This is a genomic window from Paenibacillus sp. FSL k6-2145 (genome assembly GCF_037976585.1).
GTDB lineage: Bacteria > Bacillota > Bacilli > Paenibacillales > Paenibacillaceae > Paenibacillus.
Genome location: NZ_CP150267.1, coordinates 3,473,595 through 3,490,253, shown reverse-complemented (window position 1 = coordinate 3,490,253; position 16,659 = coordinate 3,473,595). Strand labels below are relative to the sequence as shown.

General features: G+C 46.8%; 13 protein-coding genes. 5 read left to right on the top strand and 8 right to left on the bottom strand.

Annotation, left to right across the window (positions count from 1 at the left end; all coding sequences use genetic code 11):
- Positions 1-8: 8 nt before the first annotated feature.
- The 5 genes from NZ043_RS15325 to NZ043_RS15305 form a co-directional block, all read right to left on the bottom strand.
- Positions 9-1,295, bottom strand: coding sequence for an alpha-L-fucosidase (locus NZ043_RS15325; protein WP_339312542.1), 1,287 nt, complete (start codon positions 1,293-1,295; stop codon positions 9-11).
- Between the two features lie 107 nt (positions 1,296-1,402).
- Positions 1,403-2,998, bottom strand: coding sequence for an extracellular solute-binding protein (locus NZ043_RS15320; protein ID WP_091034022.1), 1,596 nt, complete (start codon positions 2,996-2,998; stop codon positions 1,403-1,405).
- Positions 2,999-3,039: 41 nt separating this feature from the next.
- A complete protein-coding gene (locus NZ043_RS15315) occupies positions 3,040-3,948 on the bottom strand; it encodes a carbohydrate ABC transporter permease (RefSeq protein ID WP_036668765.1) in 909 nt (302 codons plus the stop codon).
- A gap of 15 nt (positions 3,949-3,963) precedes the next feature.
- Positions 3,964-4,935 carry an ABC transporter permease subunit gene (locus NZ043_RS15310; protein ID WP_133386662.1) on the bottom strand — a complete coding sequence of 324 codons (972 nt, stop codon included), beginning with the start codon at positions 4,933-4,935 and terminating at the stop codon, positions 3,964-3,966.
- 784 nt (positions 4,936-5,719) lie between these two features.
- Positions 5,720-6,643 (bottom strand): S-layer homology domain-containing protein, encoded by a 924-nt coding sequence (locus NZ043_RS15305; RefSeq protein WP_133386661.1) that lies wholly within the window; start codon positions 6,641-6,643, stop codon positions 5,720-5,722.
- A gap of 361 nt (positions 6,644-7,004) precedes the next feature.
- On the opposite strand from NZ043_RS15305, the gene NZ043_RS15300 reads away from it, so the two are divergent.
- From NZ043_RS15300 to NZ043_RS15290, 3 genes are all read left to right on the top strand, one after another.
- Positions 7,005-8,747: an ABC transporter ATP-binding protein gene (locus NZ043_RS15300; RefSeq protein ID WP_133386660.1), complete on the top strand. Its 1,743-nt coding sequence runs from the start codon at positions 7,005-7,007 to the stop codon at positions 8,745-8,747.
- Positions 8,740-10,557, top strand: coding sequence for an ABC transporter ATP-binding protein (locus NZ043_RS15295; RefSeq protein WP_249911597.1), 1,818 nt, complete (start codon positions 8,740-8,742; stop codon positions 10,555-10,557). The genes NZ043_RS15300 and NZ043_RS15295 overlap by 8 nt, the downstream gene beginning before the upstream one ends.
- 104 nt (positions 10,558-10,661) lie before the next feature.
- Positions 10,662-11,162: a hypothetical protein gene (locus tag NZ043_RS15290; RefSeq protein ID WP_339312539.1), complete on the top strand. Its 501-nt coding sequence runs from the start codon at positions 10,662-10,664 to the stop codon at positions 11,160-11,162.
- A gap of 34 nt (positions 11,163-11,196) precedes the next feature.
- Here the strand turns inward: NZ043_RS15290 and NZ043_RS15285 are convergent, their stop codons facing one another.
- Positions 11,197-11,628 (bottom strand): Lrp/AsnC family transcriptional regulator, encoded by a 432-nt coding sequence (locus NZ043_RS15285; protein ID WP_249911599.1) that lies wholly within the window; start codon positions 11,626-11,628, stop codon positions 11,197-11,199.
- 131 nt (positions 11,629-11,759) lie between these two features.
- Between NZ043_RS15285 and NZ043_RS15280 the strand changes: the two genes are divergently transcribed.
- Positions 11,760-12,512 carry an MBL fold metallo-hydrolase gene (locus NZ043_RS15280; RefSeq protein WP_249911600.1) on the top strand — a complete coding sequence of 251 codons (753 nt, stop codon included), beginning with the start codon at positions 11,760-11,762 and terminating at the stop codon, positions 12,510-12,512.
- Between the two features lie 517 nt (positions 12,513-13,029).
- On the opposite strand, the gene NZ043_RS15275 is transcribed toward NZ043_RS15280, so the two are convergent.
- The gene (locus tag NZ043_RS15275; protein ID WP_249911601.1) at positions 13,030-14,535 is read right to left on the bottom strand and encodes an alpha-N-arabinofuranosidase; all 1,506 of its coding nucleotides are present in this window, start codon (positions 14,533-14,535) and stop codon (positions 13,030-13,032) included.
- A gap of 179 nt (positions 14,536-14,714) precedes the next feature.
- Between NZ043_RS15275 and NZ043_RS15270 the strand changes: the two genes are divergently transcribed.
- Positions 14,715-15,623: an ArsR family transcriptional regulator gene (locus tag NZ043_RS15270; RefSeq protein ID WP_081745958.1), complete on the top strand. Its 909-nt coding sequence runs from the start codon at positions 14,715-14,717 to the stop codon at positions 15,621-15,623.
- A 120-nt stretch (positions 15,624-15,743) separates the two neighbouring features.
- Here NZ043_RS15270 and NZ043_RS15265 read toward each other — a convergent pair whose 3' ends face one another.
- Positions 15,744-16,538 carry an SH3 domain-containing C40 family peptidase gene (locus NZ043_RS15265; RefSeq protein WP_133386655.1) on the bottom strand — a complete coding sequence of 265 codons (795 nt, stop codon included), beginning with the start codon at positions 16,536-16,538 and terminating at the stop codon, positions 15,744-15,746.
- Between the last annotated feature and the right edge of the window lie 121 nt (positions 16,539-16,659).

The following is a 16,659-nucleotide window of genomic DNA, read 5'->3' as shown; positions in this document are numbered from 1 at the left end:
CGTAATGGTTAGTTATGGGTGACAACGGCTCCAGAGCCGCCGTACATTTCCAGCTCCTCATTGAATTCGAGCTTAAGAACGGTCACTTGTTCATGCGTGTCCTCCGGGGTCATCTTGATCCACGTTGTCCCCGGGATATTGAACCAAGGCACGCCCCCATGAATCTCATGATTAAGCTCTTTGCCCGAATGCAGCACGGTAATTTTCTTGATCGGATTGCAGAGCCCCTTGATGCACACACTCTCTTTTGGATCGTCATACACAAACAGGTACAGCGTCTTTCGATCCTCGGATACGGTGCTTCCCCCCAGATAATAGCGAGGCATAATGCCTTCACCCGTTCCGAAGACGGCCTCTTCATGGGTTCGGATCCATGCTCCCAGTCCAAGCAGAATATCCTCCTGCCTCTGATCGATGGTGCCATCTTCACGCGGACCGATATCCAGCAACATATTACCACCCATGGAAATGCAGTCGCAGAACATTCGAATGATCTGATTCAGGGATTTATATTTATGATCGGTTGGCACATAACCCCATGATGTGTTAATCGTGGTGCAGAATTCCCAAGGTCCCTCCGGTCTTGTGATCGGAATGCCCTGCTCAGGCGTTTTGTAATCCCCATAACCTTGAAGGCGGGAGTTGATGATGATATCCGGGTTAAAAGTTTGCAGATAATGCTTGAACTCAGGCAGATTCCACTGCTCGGCACTCCGTTCCCAGTCCCCATCAAACCACAGCAGATCCACCTTTCCGTAATTTGTTAAAATCTCTCCCAGTTGATGGTTATTAAATTGCAGGAACTTCTGCCACTTTGCCTGATCCTGAACGCCGTCCACAGGACTTGAATGCCGGTTGACACTACTGAGATCCTCCGGTACTTTTCCACCTTCATACACGCTAGGATAATCCGGATGTGACCAGTCAATGAGCGAGAAATACATCCCCAGATGAATGCCCTTTTCCCGAATCGCTTCCGCATATTCCTTCACAATGTCACGATTCGCTGGTGTCTGTTTGACAACATTGAGATCACTATATTGCGTATCCCATAACGCCACGCCATCATGATGCTTCGTTGTCAATACGGCATACCGGGCACCAGACTTCTCAATCAAGTCCGCCCACTTCTCAGCATTAAATTCCGATGCCGTAAAACCATCCAACTGTTTCATATACTCTTCATAGGATATCCTGCCATTATAGAAGGACCAGGATTCCGCAATCCCGTCCACCGCATAGATGCCATAGTGGATGAATATCCCCAGTTTGGCTTCTTCAAACCATTTCTGCATAACGCTCCACACCTCCCCCGAGAATTCTTATATGCGAAAAATTTAATGCAGCTAACATTATTGAAGCTAACTGCTGTCTTTTTGCATGGGATGTATCTCGATAGGCTTTATTGCCCCGAATTCCAGCGGTCATATGCCCCCTGATACAGTTCGATGATACGGTCACTGCCCATTTTCTTCATCTGTGCAATGTACTTATCCCAGTTCTCAAGTGGTTCCTGGCCGGTCACAAACTTCGCTTCCATCTGTTTAACGTACGTATCCAGATCAGACAATAGAGCGGTTGCTTCGCTTTGCTCTTCATTCGTCAAATAAACGTTAGGAAATGGTGCTTTTCCGATAGGTACCAACTTCTCTTGATTCTGCTGGTCAATCCACTCATCAAATTCGGTGCGTAGACCCTTAGCTACATCCGGATCATTAATACCCGGTGTCAAAATACCAAAGTTCGGCGTAATTTTACCCCGGTATTCCTCGCGATCACCGCCGCCAGGAACAGGGAGCCACTCTTTAACGTGATTTTCCTTGTCTTTGAATTTCCACAGCACACCTTCCGGACCTTGATTGAACAGTGTCGCACCTTCATAGCTGTATAAGTAATCGATCCATCGCATTGTCGCCTCGGGTGACGGGTTGCTGCTTGTAATAGCAAAGGTACCGCGAGCCGACATGCCCGGATGTTTGCCGTATACCGGAGAGTCTGCCACATCGCTCTTCACGGGTGTCATCAGCGGATGATCCGTGCTAGGTTCACCACCAAGCGTGAAGTATGGATGGTAATCGTTAAACAGTGCAAGTTTGTTGCTTTCACCTTTTGCTTTTTTCTGATCACCTGTTTGAGAGAAGGTCTCATGATCCAGCAAGTCTTCCTTCCACAAGCGGTTCATGAATGTAAGATAACCTTTGTAACCTTCTTCTTGATAAGGATAGTGAACTTTACCGTCCTTATCGGAATAGATGCCTTCGTTGTACATTCCCCAGAAGCCGAAGAAAAACATGCGAAGATCATCCAGTTTCACAGAAGTAAGCGGAATTTCATCTTGCTGGCCATTGCCATTAGGATCTTCTTCTTTTACACGCTTGAGATACGTATACAATTCTTCCGTAGTCTTGGGCTCTTCTACGTTAAGTGCCTTCAAGAATTCCCCGTTGTACCACATTGGGCCTCTATACCATACGGCCGCTTTATCAATGAATGGGAGTGCATACATATGCCCATCAGGTGTTGTAAATGATTTGCGGACATCCGGGTTCTCATCGAGTATCTTTTTGATATTTGGGGCGTAACCTTCGTCAATGTATTTTTCCAACGGGATCAGGATGCCCTGGCTGCCATAAGTCACCTGCTCGGCAGGCTTGAGGTCCGCAGCATAGAACATATCCGGTAAGTCTCCACTCGCGAAAACCAGATTTTTTTTCGTTTCAAAGCTATCGATCGGTGAGAGCTGGTATTCCAGCTTGATGCCCGACAGTTTCTCCATTTCTTGCAGCACAGGCATCGTGCTCCAGTCGGCTACGCCCGCATCCTGGGACATAACCTTCAACGTTAGCGTTTTGTCTACAATGGGGAAACCTTCCTTTTTGACCCCCTCTACTTTGGAGGTCGTGCTTCCGTCTTCATTGGTTGAACCACAAGCTGCAAGCAATGTTGCGAATAAGGTGAGACAGAGTGTAATGGATGAAGCCTTGCGAAGCTTTTTCATAACAGCAACTCCCCTTGTTTAATGTGGTATATGGATTAAGATCATCCCTTAACGGAACCGATCATAACACCCTGTACAAAGTAACGCTGGAGGAATGGATACACCGCAATGACCGGTAGGGTGGCAACAATAATGACAGCATATTTGACCAGTGCAGCAATCTCCGCTTTGGTATTCATCGCCGTTGCTGAAGACGTATCGATAGCGCCTCCCCCCTGTGCCGCCATTTCCTGAAGCACCAGAATCTGGCGCAGAAAGAGCTGCAGTGGGTACTTGGAAGAATCATTCAGATAGATCATGGCACTAAAATAGCTGTTCCAGTGTCCGACTCCATAGAAGAGCGCCATCACTGCAATGATTGGCATGGAAAGCGGGAGCACAATCTTGATGAACAACCGGGTGTTGGTACACCCATCAATATGCGCCGCTTCCTGTAACTCCTTGGGAATGGTTGATTGGAAGAACGTCCGGCATACGATAATATTCCAGATGGATGCAGCCCCGGGCAGAATAAGTGCCCACATGCTGTTCACCATACCAAGATCCTTGACCAGCAGGTAACTTGGGACAAGCCCTCCGCCAAAGAACATCGTTACCATAAACATCGCCATGAAGAATCCACGTCCCACAAAGTCCGAGCGGCTGAGCGCATAGGCTGCCGGTAGTGTAACAATCAGGTTAACGATGGTGCCTACAACGGTATAGATAATCGTATTTTTGTACCCAATCCAGATGTTGGTGTTCTCAAACACCCGGGCGTAACCTTCAAACGTAATCCCTTTTGGAAGCAGCCACATCTCACCGGAGGCTACATATTTGGGATCACTGATTGAAGCACTGATGATGTATAACAGTGGATACAGCACAATGACGAGCGCTACCGTCAGATAGATGTAATTGCACAATAAGAACAATTTATCACTTCTGCTTTCTTTCACAGCGGATGACATGTGTATTCCCTCCTTTTACCACAGGCTGTTTTCACTGGTGCGGCGTGCAATCTGATTTACGGTAATAAGTAGAATCGCATTAACTACGGAGTTGAATAATCCCACCGCCGTAGAGAAACTGTACTGCGCATCGACCAGACCGGACCGATAGACAAATGTTGAGATGACATCAGACGAGCCCATGTTCAGCGGATTTTGCAGCAGCAGGATTTTCTCGAATCCGACGCCCAGAATACTGCCCATATTGAGAATTAACAAGATGGTGATCGTAGGAATAATCGCTGGTATGTTAATATGTAAAATCCGTTTAAACCGGCTCGCACCATCCACCACAGCCGCTTCATGCAGTTGCGGGTCCACACCCGATAGAGCGGCAAGGTATATAATGGTGCCCCAGCCTGCACTTTGCCAGACTCCTGAAAGTACATACACTGTCTTGAACCACGCAGGGTCTGTCAGGAATTGAGGTGACTGAAATCCAAGGGCCTGTACCAAATTGACAATCATGCCTGACGAGGGTGATAAAAAGGTAATGATCATCCCCGACATCACCACGACCGAAATGAAATGTGGTGCATACGTGACGGTCTGCACAGTACGCTTGAAGAAGGAATCCTTCACTTCATTGAACGCTAACGCCAGAATAATCGGCAGTGGAAAACCTATAGCCAGCTCATACAAGCTGATGCTAAGGGTATTCCATAGTAAATCCCAGAAATAATACGAATTGAAGAAACGGATGAAATGATCGAATCCGACCCATGGGCTTCCTGTGACACCAAGCGTTGGGATAAAGTTTTTAAATGCAATTTGTATGCCGTACATCGGACCATAATGGAATATCAGAAAGTATAAAAAGGCTGGCGCAATAAACAGATACAACTCCCAGTTCCGAATCGTCCTTCTCCATAATTTATTTTTCTTACTGCTCGGATTGGTGTATACCGATAAGTTTTGCGATAAGGCGGACTTCCCATCTGGTTGCATCAGTTGTTTCCTCCTTTTTTGGTAACGCTTACATACCGAGTTTATGGTTCATTGCCTAATCCGTAAATATGCCATTTCAATCTTCACTTCTAAAATCACGGAATATACTGTTACAACAGGGGTTTACACTTTTGTTGCCAGCTTGTCATTGTCATTTCGGGGTTGTAAAACATGTAGAATTTGACCTATTTCCCTCCTGTAGTTGTCATTGAGTGTTTCATCACATGAACTTGAAAGATGTCAGATCCGAACTTAGGTTAGAAAACAGACCTTAAAGTCAAAACCCACATATACGCATTGGACACGGTATTCATGTCTACAAGCATCATACTTTAATGTAATATTATCTGTCATATATCTTTCGCACATTACAAACCTGTAATGGCTTGCCTTTATTCTATATTTCTCCTCCCTCTTTCGTATATATGTTGTTTTTATCTTTGCCTTCAGGATACATAAACGCTTATAAACACTGGAAATATGAAGTCATATATGTAGATTTTGCACAAGGTGTGGAATCTGAAAACAGTAGATATTTCGGAAAAGACCATTTAAAAAAAGCCATTCCGCTAACACGAACTGGCTTTACAACCTAAGCAGATATCCAATTTCATTCATAAAAAATGACATAATTAATCACACTACATGTAATATAAATGATCATATAAACCTATGTACAGTTTCAACTCAAATAAAAAAACCACTCTCCATACATGTATGGAGAGTGGTTTTGAAGATACACATCCGTTTTAACCATGTTCAGTTCATAGGGGTTGCAGTGAATTTACTTACCAGAAGGTTGAGCTTCTGCTGTATACCCTGTTGGAATATCCGTTTCTGCAGTCACATTTGTGATAACCATCGGATACATCATGTCTGGATCAGGTTGAATAATGGAATAGAGCACGATCGCGCGTCCATCCTTCTCCAATTTCACATCATCAATCTTCAATCCATAACCAGGGTGTGGCATTTCAGCAGTGAGTTTAACTTTGGTTGTTTTGTCATCAACCTTCGTTGTTGTCACTTCAGGTACGATCGCTTGTTGGCCTTCACCTGGATTGGTTGGAGCTGGCTCTGCTGAGCCGCCATTGCCGTGTTTATCCACAAATTCGAGTGCATTGAAGATCATGCTTGCAGCCTCCATACGGGTAAGCGACTGATCTGGACGGAAGTTACCGTCCTTATCCAGTTCAATGATGTTCATGTTCAGCAAGTTCTGGACTGCAGATATGGCGTCCTTACCGATTTTATTTTCGTCCTTAACAAGATTATACTTCATAATAACCGGATAATTCCCGGTTGTGTTAATGCCTTCATGCAGCAAAATAACAAATTGCTCGCGTGTCATCTTGCCTTGGGGATTCAATTCTACCGGAATGGACAATCCGTTTTGCGTAGCCGCTTGAACAGCGTCAGCATACCATGTGTCTGGACTAATTTTATCTTGAGCGGAAGACGCAGCATATGCATTTTTCAGACCAAATGCATTTACAATCAGTTGAACACCCTGTGGCTCGGACAATGCGAGATCTGGACGGAACAGATCCGCTGTTACTCCGCTAACAATGCCTTTTGATTTCAATGAATCCACAATCGACTTCTGACCTTCATCCTTCACATCTGTGAAAGCAAATACCGATGCACCTCCTGCTGTCAAAGAAACGCAGAGCGCAAGTGTTGCAGCCAAACCTTTTTTATGTTTCATTTCCTGGCACCTCCATATGATTAGTAAAGCCTATTTTTCACCTCTTCATTCCTACAGACGGCATACCCATGAAAAATGTTTCAGTAATTTCGACATCTGGTGAATACAACACGGGAACACGGCATAGAGCTCCTTTCCGACGCCGCTAATCCGATCACCTGCTTTTTGCTAACTGGCTTCGTTGACATCCCATCGGATTAGCGCAAAAATAAGAATAGAGAAATCTATCGGATGACGGATAAACAACGAACTAGATCGCATACAGTAAGAGGGCACGACGCGCTAATAACAGGTGTCGGCCCTTTTCTTGACTTCACCTGCCTGAACTGACTTCACCTATAACAAAAGGAGAACAACGCTTATGTCCAAGAAAGGATTACTTCGCGGTTATGTTGTGTCGAACTGGCCTGTTTATCTGGTTGCTGTTCTTCTGATTATTGCCTCCAATGTCGGGCAAGCATCCTTGCCCCGGATACTCGGCAGCTTCACGGATCAGTTGATGCAGAACACGCTTCAGATGCAGACGGTCGTAAGGTACAGCCTGTCCCTTTTGGCTATTGCCATCGGGTATAATCTGCTGTTCGGTACCGGGCAATTCATGATTATGAAGCTCGGTCGACGCTTCGAATTCATGACGCGTGAGCGTATATTCAGTAAGTTTTCCGAACTTAGCGAACATTATTTCTCCAAACAGGGGAACGGAAAGCTGCTCAGTTATGTCATGAATGACGTTACTTCCGTTCGTGAAGCGATCTCCAATGGTGTGACACTCATGACCAATGCCACCTTCCTGCTGTTGTCCTGCATTGTCATGATGCTGCTTAGCGGGATTCCGTTGACGCTCATTCTAATCAGTGTTGTCCCTTTGCTGGCGATTCCATTTCTGGTCGTGTTTTTTGGTCCGCGGATTCGCAAGCGCTCTCGCGACGTGCAGGAAGCTCTTGCTACCATGACGGAATCGGCGGAAGAGCAACTGGGTGGCATTCGCGTAACCAAGACGTTTGCCATCGAAGACAGTGCTCGTGCACGCTTTGGAACTACCGTCGATGCAATCAAGAGCAAGCAGCTTCGACTGGTTCGTCTGTCTTCCTTGTTTCAAGCCTTGCTACCACTGCTGGGAGCCATCTCATTGGTCGTTTCTCTGCTTGTTGGAGGTATTATGACCATGCAGAATTCTATTACACTCGGGAGTTTTGTCGCCTTAACCTTATATCTGCGCATTATCATGGGACCGCTTCAACAGATCGGCAATGTTATTAATACCGTTCAGCGCTCAGGCGCATCACTGGAGCGGGTGAATGACCTGCTCAGCGAAGTAGCGGATGTACGTGAACTTCCTGAAGCCACAGCGCTCCAAACCGTACAAGATATCACCATGGAGAATCTAACCTTCTCCTATCCTGGCAGTTCATCTCCTGCTCTCAAAAACATTCAACTCAATATCCGTGCCGGGCGAACGGTCGGTATTGTAGGCAAGACCGGCTCAGGTAAAAGTACCCTCGTTAAGCTATTGCTGCGTACATATGAACCACCTGAAGGAACAATTCGCATCAATGGTACCGATATTCGTCAGCTGTCGCTGGAAAGTCTAAGGTCGCGCATCGCCTATGTCCCTCAGGATGGATTCCTGTTTAGTACCACCATCCGGGATAACATCGCATTTAGCGACCGGGAAGTATCGCTGGATACAGTGGAACATAGTGCACGGCAAGCCATGATCTATGACAATATTGTCCGTTTTCCCGATCGCTTCGATACACTGCTTGGCGAACGTGGACTCACCTTGTCTGGTGGACAGCGTCAGCGAACCAGCCTTGCAAGAGGACTGATCAAACAAGCACAGTTACTTATTCTGGATGACAGTATGAGCGCGGTTGATGCTGTCACCGAGAGTGGTATTCTGCGTAGTTTGCGCGAAATCGGCAAGGGCAAAACCACATTGATTATCTCTCATCGCATCAGCGCGGTCCGTCATGCGGACGATATTATCGTGCTAGATGAAGGACGAGTCGCTGAACAGGGAACACATGCTCAGCTGATGGTTGCCAAGGGGTTATATGCGGCCACCTACCGTTTGCAGGAGGAGGGATTACATCATGTCTAACGCTAACCCTGAACTTCACCCAGATGCAGAGGCCGATCAGAGTAAACGAACTTCGTTTAAAGCGATGATGGCATACGCCAAACCGCATAAATGGGCTTTTGCCGGTATCTTCTTCTGTTCACTGCTTGGCATATCGGCAGATTTGTTACAACCCTATCTGGTGAAGATCGCCATCGATGATCATCTGGCCGTGGGCCAGACCAGTGTGGGCTTTCTCGTTCAGCTCGCAGCCATCTTTCTTGGGCTGGCTGTCATCAGTTTTATTTTTACCTATATCCAGAATAATCTGTTGCAGCACGTAGGACAGAACATTGTATCCCGGATCAGAAAGGACCTGTTCAAGCATATCTCCAAAATGTCCATGTCCTTCTTTGACCGTTTTCATATCGGCAGTCTGGTTACAAACGTATCCAGTGATACGGAAACCATCAGCAGCTTTTTCACTCAAGTACTGCTCAGTCTGATTCGGGATGGTATGATGCTGGTGCTCATTATCGTCTTTATGTTCCAACTTGATCCTGTGCTGGCGACATACTCCCTGATCGTTCTGCCTGTCATTGCGGTGGTTGCGGTATTATTCCGTAGTCGACTGCGGAAAGCTTATCAAAATGCCCGTACACGGCTTTCCCGTTTGATCGCATTTACGGCGGAAAACTTGTCCGGCATGTTCCTGATTCAGGCTTTTCACCAGGAGGAAGAACAGAAGAAACGTTTCTCGGAACAGAATGCGCTCCATCTGAAAGCCAACATTGCTCAAGCCCGCTCCAATGTCATATTCAACCGGACGTTTGATATCCTTGGCAATGCGGCACTGGTCATGATGGTCTGGCTTGGAGGTCGCGCCGTACTGGGCGAGTCCCTGCAAGTCGGGGTATTGTATGCGTTTATCAGCTACATCCGTCAGTTCTTTCAACCAATTAACCAGATTACGATGCAGTGGAATACATTCCAATCCACGACCGTATCGATGGATCGCATCTGGAACATTCTGAATACGCGGCCTGAAGTTGCTGATCCCAAACCCGGAATGGCCTCCTCGCTTGAACCACAAAATGTGATGGGCCAGATTGATTTTAATGATGTGTCGTTTGGTTATCGGGCAGACCGGCCCTTGATCCAACAGATGAACCTGCACCTCTATCCGGGTGAAATGGTAGGTATCGTAGGAACAACAGGCGCTGGCAAAAGCACCCTGATCTCCCTGCTCAATCGCTTCTATGATGTAAACAAGGGCAGTATTGAGATTGATGGTACCGATATTCGGCATCTGCCGCAGGCTAAGCTTCATCGTATCGTGGGTCTGATTCAACAGGAACCCTTCCTGTTCTCCGGTTCCATTATTGATAATGTGAGGATGTTTCGTGAGGATATTACGCGAGAGCAGGCGATTGAGGCCTGCCGGTTTGTCGGGGCACATACGATGATTTCACGTTTACCACAAGGATATGATACGCATCTATCCGAACGCGGAAGCGGACTGTCCGCCGGGGAGCGGCAATTGATTTCATTTGCCCGGATTGTGGTGTTCCAACCCCGAGTGCTCATCCTGGATGAGGCAACCGCCAATCTGGACTCACACACGGAACAGCTTGTGCAGCAGGCGCTGGAATCGGTATCCCAAGGACGCACCACCATTGTCATTGCTCATCGCCTGTCCACAGTGATGCATGCTGATCGAATTCTGGTGATGGAGAATGGTGAGATTGTGGAGGAAGGACCGCACCAGGAACTAATCGCAGCCAAAGGTGTATATGCAGACTTGTACACCCATGCGCGTGATGCAGGTAAAAATTCAGCTATATCAGGGTAATGAACCTGAGTTATAGTAAATACAGAACGTTGAACATGCCGCTCTGCTTATGCAGGCGGCACGTTTGGCATATCGATCAGCATTGTTAATTAGGAGGAACATCTATGCAACAACATGAAACACCCAAGCGTGACCATCAGCAGATTCGTTACCGACGCAGCACAGCTTTGTGGAAAGGAAGTTTATGCTTCCTGTTCCTTCTCTTGTGCGTGAGCTTATTATGGATCATCGTGGACGGACAAGCGGAAAGACTGGAGACCATATACTATTCCATCGCTGCCGTGCTGGGTATGTGGTTGATCGGACCGCTATTCTTCATGTTTGTCTCACGACTAACCAGAACCCCTGCCGTATTGTTATCCTGGGATGAGGATGCGTTGAGCACAGGCAAACAGAAGATTGCTTGGAGCCAAATTCGCAAAGTTGAACTCGCTTCACCTGCCCGCAGCAAGTGGCTCCTGTCTGCTTCTCCCATGTTTGTCCTGTACTTAAAGGACGGCACACGCTCTCATATTCAGACAGATCATCTGCTGAGCAAAAAAGAGTTGAACCAGGCGGTGACCTTGCTTCAGGAGACTTTGCAGCAACAGAAGCAGGATTGTTGAGTACCGGGATGGATGAGGGCAAGTTCCCCACATATCACTGTGATTTCTCAACACCTATGGACAGACTGACTCTGTAATTGCCGTAAGGTAGCAATGCTTCAAGCAGTTGGCCAAGCTGCTCTGTGGTGCCAGTCTGCACTCTCATCAGATAACAGCCTTCTCCGCTGACGCGATGGACTTCAACGATGTCCTTACGATCAGCAATGAATGTACGAAAGGGGGCATGTCTGTCGCCGGAGTTCAAGAAAACCGTGACAAATGCCTGTAGGCCGAGGCCCAGGCGTTCCGGGTTCCATTTTACCGTATACCCTTCAATCACGCCCAGATCTTGCAGCTTGCGGACTCTTGCACCAACGGCCTGTCCCGTAAGATGAACCTCTTCACCGATCTCTTTGTGAGAACGTTTGGCATCTTGAATCAGAATCTGCAAAATACGTATATCTGTGTCATCTACCATTTCATTCATCTTACTTCAGCAATCCTTTCACGGTGAAATTAGCGTGGCCTAATTCCATTCATCATGTTATGTACGCCGTTAAACGGGTTGTATACCATATAGGGTAATACTATTAAACAACTCGAAGGAGTGCAAATATAATGAAAATTCAATTGATTCGCAATGCTACACTGTGGCTGGAATACGGAGGGCTGAACATTCTCGTTGATCCGATGTTGATGGACGCCGAAGTCATGCCTGCATTCCCGAACACACCCAATGAGTTACGTAATCCAAGAGTGAGCTTGCCCGAAACCGAAACGGATTATCTGAATCCGGATCTGTTGATTGTGACACACACCCATCTGGATCACTGGGATGAAGCAGCGGCAAAACAACTTGGCAAAGACATTCGCTTGATCTGCCAGCCTGGGGACGAGAACGTATTTCTGGAGGCTGGATTCACGAATGTAACAGCTGTAGATGAAAAACATGAGCATCACTCTGTCCGATTCGCCCGTACATCCGGGCATCATGGCACAGGTGAAATCGGCGAACGTATGGGCAAGGTGTCCGGCTTCGTACTTGAAGCAGATGGAGAACCTGTCACCTATATCGCTGGAGATACGATCTGGTGTGAAGAACCTGCTGAGGCCATCCGCCAATATGCCCCAGAAGTCATTGTTGTAAATGCCGGAGGTGCACGCTTCGTGGAGGGTGATCCCATTACGATGGACGGGCCTGACGTTGTCGCCGTGAAGCGCCATGCGCCGTCTGCTCATGTCATCGCTGTGCACATGGATGCGATTAACCATTGTGTGATGTCTCGTACGGATCTTGCGACTTATCTGGCATCCGAGCAGTTGGATGGTCAGGTGCTCATTCCACGTGACGGCGAAAGTTTTGAGTTTTGAAGCGGAAGCTACGCTGAATCAAAGCTGAGAAATAACCTTTTCACACAGGTGGGTGGATTGTAACGAACTCAGCACACGCTATTAGTCTGTTTTTGGATACTCTAATATTCTAACGAATCCTAGACACGTTATTTCCGCTCTGGGCTTGCTTTTCCCGAGATTTATCCATCTTTTTGCCAGGATAACGTGTCTCCGATTCGTTAAATTTCTACTATAACGATAATCGGCACAATAAGGTGTCCTAGGTTCGTTAGCGCGTATGACAGGACTGTGCACTTCATTTTCAACACACCCATTACCTAACTTATATGTTACCTTGTCTGCCACATCATCACTCATGTCCCCCACTCCTTACCTTTTCCTATAAAATATAACGAAAAAAGCTGGATGCGATGAACTCGCACCCAGCTTTTTTTGGCTTCAAGGAACACGCTGATCCTCTGAGCCGCTGAATTCCTTCTCGGGCATCATGCCTGCCATTGCTCTCTCACGTGTCCCATCCCTTTATGCTAATCCCCTACTGAACTTTCAAACGGATTACGTTCCATGATGCTTTCGCCAAGCTCGCCGTAATCAGGGTATCAGATACAACTGCACCCCCGCGATTATGAGGAACAACACGATTCGGTTGTGCTGCCGTATTAGATGCTTTGAGATCATCACTCTCCAGCACGATATGCTCGATCACGGTACACTTCCCGAAGCTGCGCAGATCCACTTCGAGCGGAAGGGATTCTTCCAGATGACGGTTGACTGCGAATACAGTCACTTCACCCTGCTCTTCGTTATGAACCGCAATAGCTTCCAGATAAGGAACATCTGTGATTTGTTTTGTATCGTATTTTGGAGACTGGATCAATGGCACCAATGCTGTTCCACGCCCGAAGAGAGATGTATGCATGAATGGATAGAAGATTGTCTGTCTCCATGAACCACCGCCCGTATCTGTCATGATCGGCGCAATCACGTTAACCAGTTGTGCCAGACATGCCATTTTAACCCGATCCGCATGTTTGAGCATACTGATCAACATACATCCAACAAGCAGTGCATCCTCATGATTGTAGATATCCTCCAGCTGTGGCGGAGCAATCTGCCAAGGGTCCATCTTCGAATCATTTTCATTGGAGTGATACCATACATTCCACTCATCAAAGGACAGATACATCGTCTTTTTGCTGCGTTTCTTCGCTTTGATATAATCACAGGTCGCCTTCACGGTATCGATAAAACGATCCATTTCAAGCGAGCGTGCCAGGAACGTTGGCGTATCTTGCTCTTGATTGCCGTAGTATTGATGCAAAGACAGATACTCCACGTGATCATACGTATGATCCAGCACCGTTGCTTCCCATTCCGGGAATGATGGCATATTCAGGTTTGAACTTCCACAGGCTACCAGTTCAATCGTCGGGTCCGTCCACTTCATGACTTTTGCCGCTTCAACGGCTGCACGTCCATACTCTTCTGCCGTTTTGTGACCGATTTGCCAAGGGCCATCCATCTCGTTGCCCAGACACCATGTTTTGATCGCATGTGGCTGCTTGTATCCATGCTTGATGCGAAGATCACTATAATACGAACCTTCCGGATGGTTGCTGTACTCTACAATATTTCGTGCTGCATCGGCGCCCCGTGTTCCCAGATTAACGGCCATCATGACTTCAGAATTAGCCTGTTTCGCCCAGTCCACGAATTCATTGAAGCCAAATTCATTGGTCTCAATCGTTCTCCAGGCCAGTTCCAGTCTGCGTTTGCGTTCTGACACAGGTCCAACCGAATCTTCCCAATTGTAACCGGATACAAAATTACCTCCAGGATAACGTACAATCGGTACATTTAACTCCTTGACCATCTCCAGCACATCCGTGCGGAAACCCTGTTCGTTCGCTGATGGATGCCCCGGCTCGTAAATCCCGCCATAGACGGCACGTCCCAGATGCTCAATAAATGATCCGTACAAGCGCTTATCCACTACACCAATAGTAAAATCTTTATCTACCGTCATTTTTGCTTTTTCCATAATGAATTTCAACTCCTTAAGATTAATATAAAAATTAATTGATATTCTATGGATCAACGTTCATATTTATATTAAAATCGATTATAGCCTTAATTTCAACCTGAATTTTGCAAAATGTTATTCTTTTTACTGAATTTATGTTTAACTTAATTCTATACAGATAAAATGGAGGAACAACTGTGATCAGAGCAAATACCGATGCCGAATGGCTCCCCCTATATGAAGCACTTGCCAGTGAAGTCCGTCTACAGATCATCCGCCTTGTTGCAGAGACTCCGATGAATGTGAAGGATCTTGCTGCTTCACTGGGTCTGAGTAGTGCCATCGTGACCATGCATGTCCGCAAACTTCAAGATGTGGGCATTATTCAGTCCAAAATGATACGCAAAGACGGCGGCACACATAAAATGAACAGCCTTGCTGTAGACTGGATTGGCATCTCCATGCCGCAGGAAAGTGGTACAGCCCGCAAGCTGCACGAGGTTTCCGTCCCTGTGGGACACTACACCCACTTTGACGTCTATCCGACATGTGGTCTGGCTACGTCCAATCATGTTATCGGACAGTATGATGACCCTCGTTATTTTCTCGACCCTGAGCGGATGCATGCCCATATTTTATGGTTTGGCCGTGGGTTTGTGGAGTACAAAATTCCAAACTATATCTTATCCGGACAGCAGATCAATGCCATTGAATTGGCCCTCGAGATCGGGTCAGAAGCACCTTCGGTTAATCCGAATTGGCCCTCGGATATTACATTTATGCTTAATGGCATCCGATTAGGGGAATGGACAAGCCCCGGAGATTCAGGCAACGGACGTGGTATGTTCACCCCGGAATGGTGGAGTGACAGTGTCAATCAGTACGGCATGCTCAAGGTACTGCGAATTACCAATGAGGGTACGTTTATTGATGGACAACATCTATCCGACATTACACTCGCAGATATCCCGGTTGAACGCAACCAGTGGACCCTTCGTCTTTCGGTGGAAGAAGATGCTCAGCATGTAGGCGGGCTTACCTTATATGGTGAGGGATTCGGCAACTACAATCAGGATATCCTGTTCCGACTGTACTATCACGATTGAGTTCTTCAAAATAATAAATAACACAAAAACACCTCCCACTCGCCTGTCAAGGGCAGAATGGAAGGTGTTTTATATGCATATGAACATGTGCGGAATATCTAGTAAGGTTCTTGTTCTAACCTATAGCGCACTGCCACCAAACAGGAAGCGATACTCCCAGTGTTTGCCGGAGATATCACTAGTTGTTACACCACCGCCAGCGTTGGAATAGGTGTGTAATACCTTGCCGTCGCCAAGGTAAATCCCTGTATGAGTAATCGTTGCAGTAGATTTATTCACGCCCGAATACGATGATGCAGAGCTGCCTTTATACGACATGAAATACATCAGATCTCCGCGTTTCAGGTTTTTCCAGTTCGTCTGAACTGTCCCCTTGGCTTTTACATAGGCTCCCTGTTTGCGGGAATCCGCTGGAAGCTTGATGCCAAGTGCATCAATGAAGGCCTGGCGTACAAAGCTGGAACAGTCAAAAGTAGCTGTGCTGTTACGACTGGCTCCGAACTCATAAGGAGTTCCCAAATATTTCATTCCCGCTGCAATCACTTTTTCTACAGATGCATTGCCAGTCACCGATGTACCACTATTCGAACTCGATCCGCTTGTGCCGCCACTAATCGCTTGTGTGTATTTGGATGAAGAAGATATGTAGCCTGTCCGGTTAGCAGAATCCTTAATCTTATACCAATCCGAACCGGATTGCTGAAGCACCGTTACCGTTTCCCCTTTAGCGACCAAGCGAACAATCTTCGCAGAAGAAGAAGGTGTTGTGCGTAGGTTTACGCCCCAAATTACTTTTACTTGTGAATTGTTAACAGCAGCTGCCGATACCTGTGCCGTTAGTGCTCCTGTCGTCAGACTTCCCATCAGCATCGTTGCTGTGACACTTGCCGTAATAATCGTTTTCTTCCAGTTCATGATGTCGAGTTCCCCCTGATGTTACAGAATTTTAACCTGGCTTGGTTCTCCCGGGCTTGCCCCATTGTAAACGGGCTATCCATAACGTTCATCAGTCAAAAGTCCTGTATTGATGCAGGCG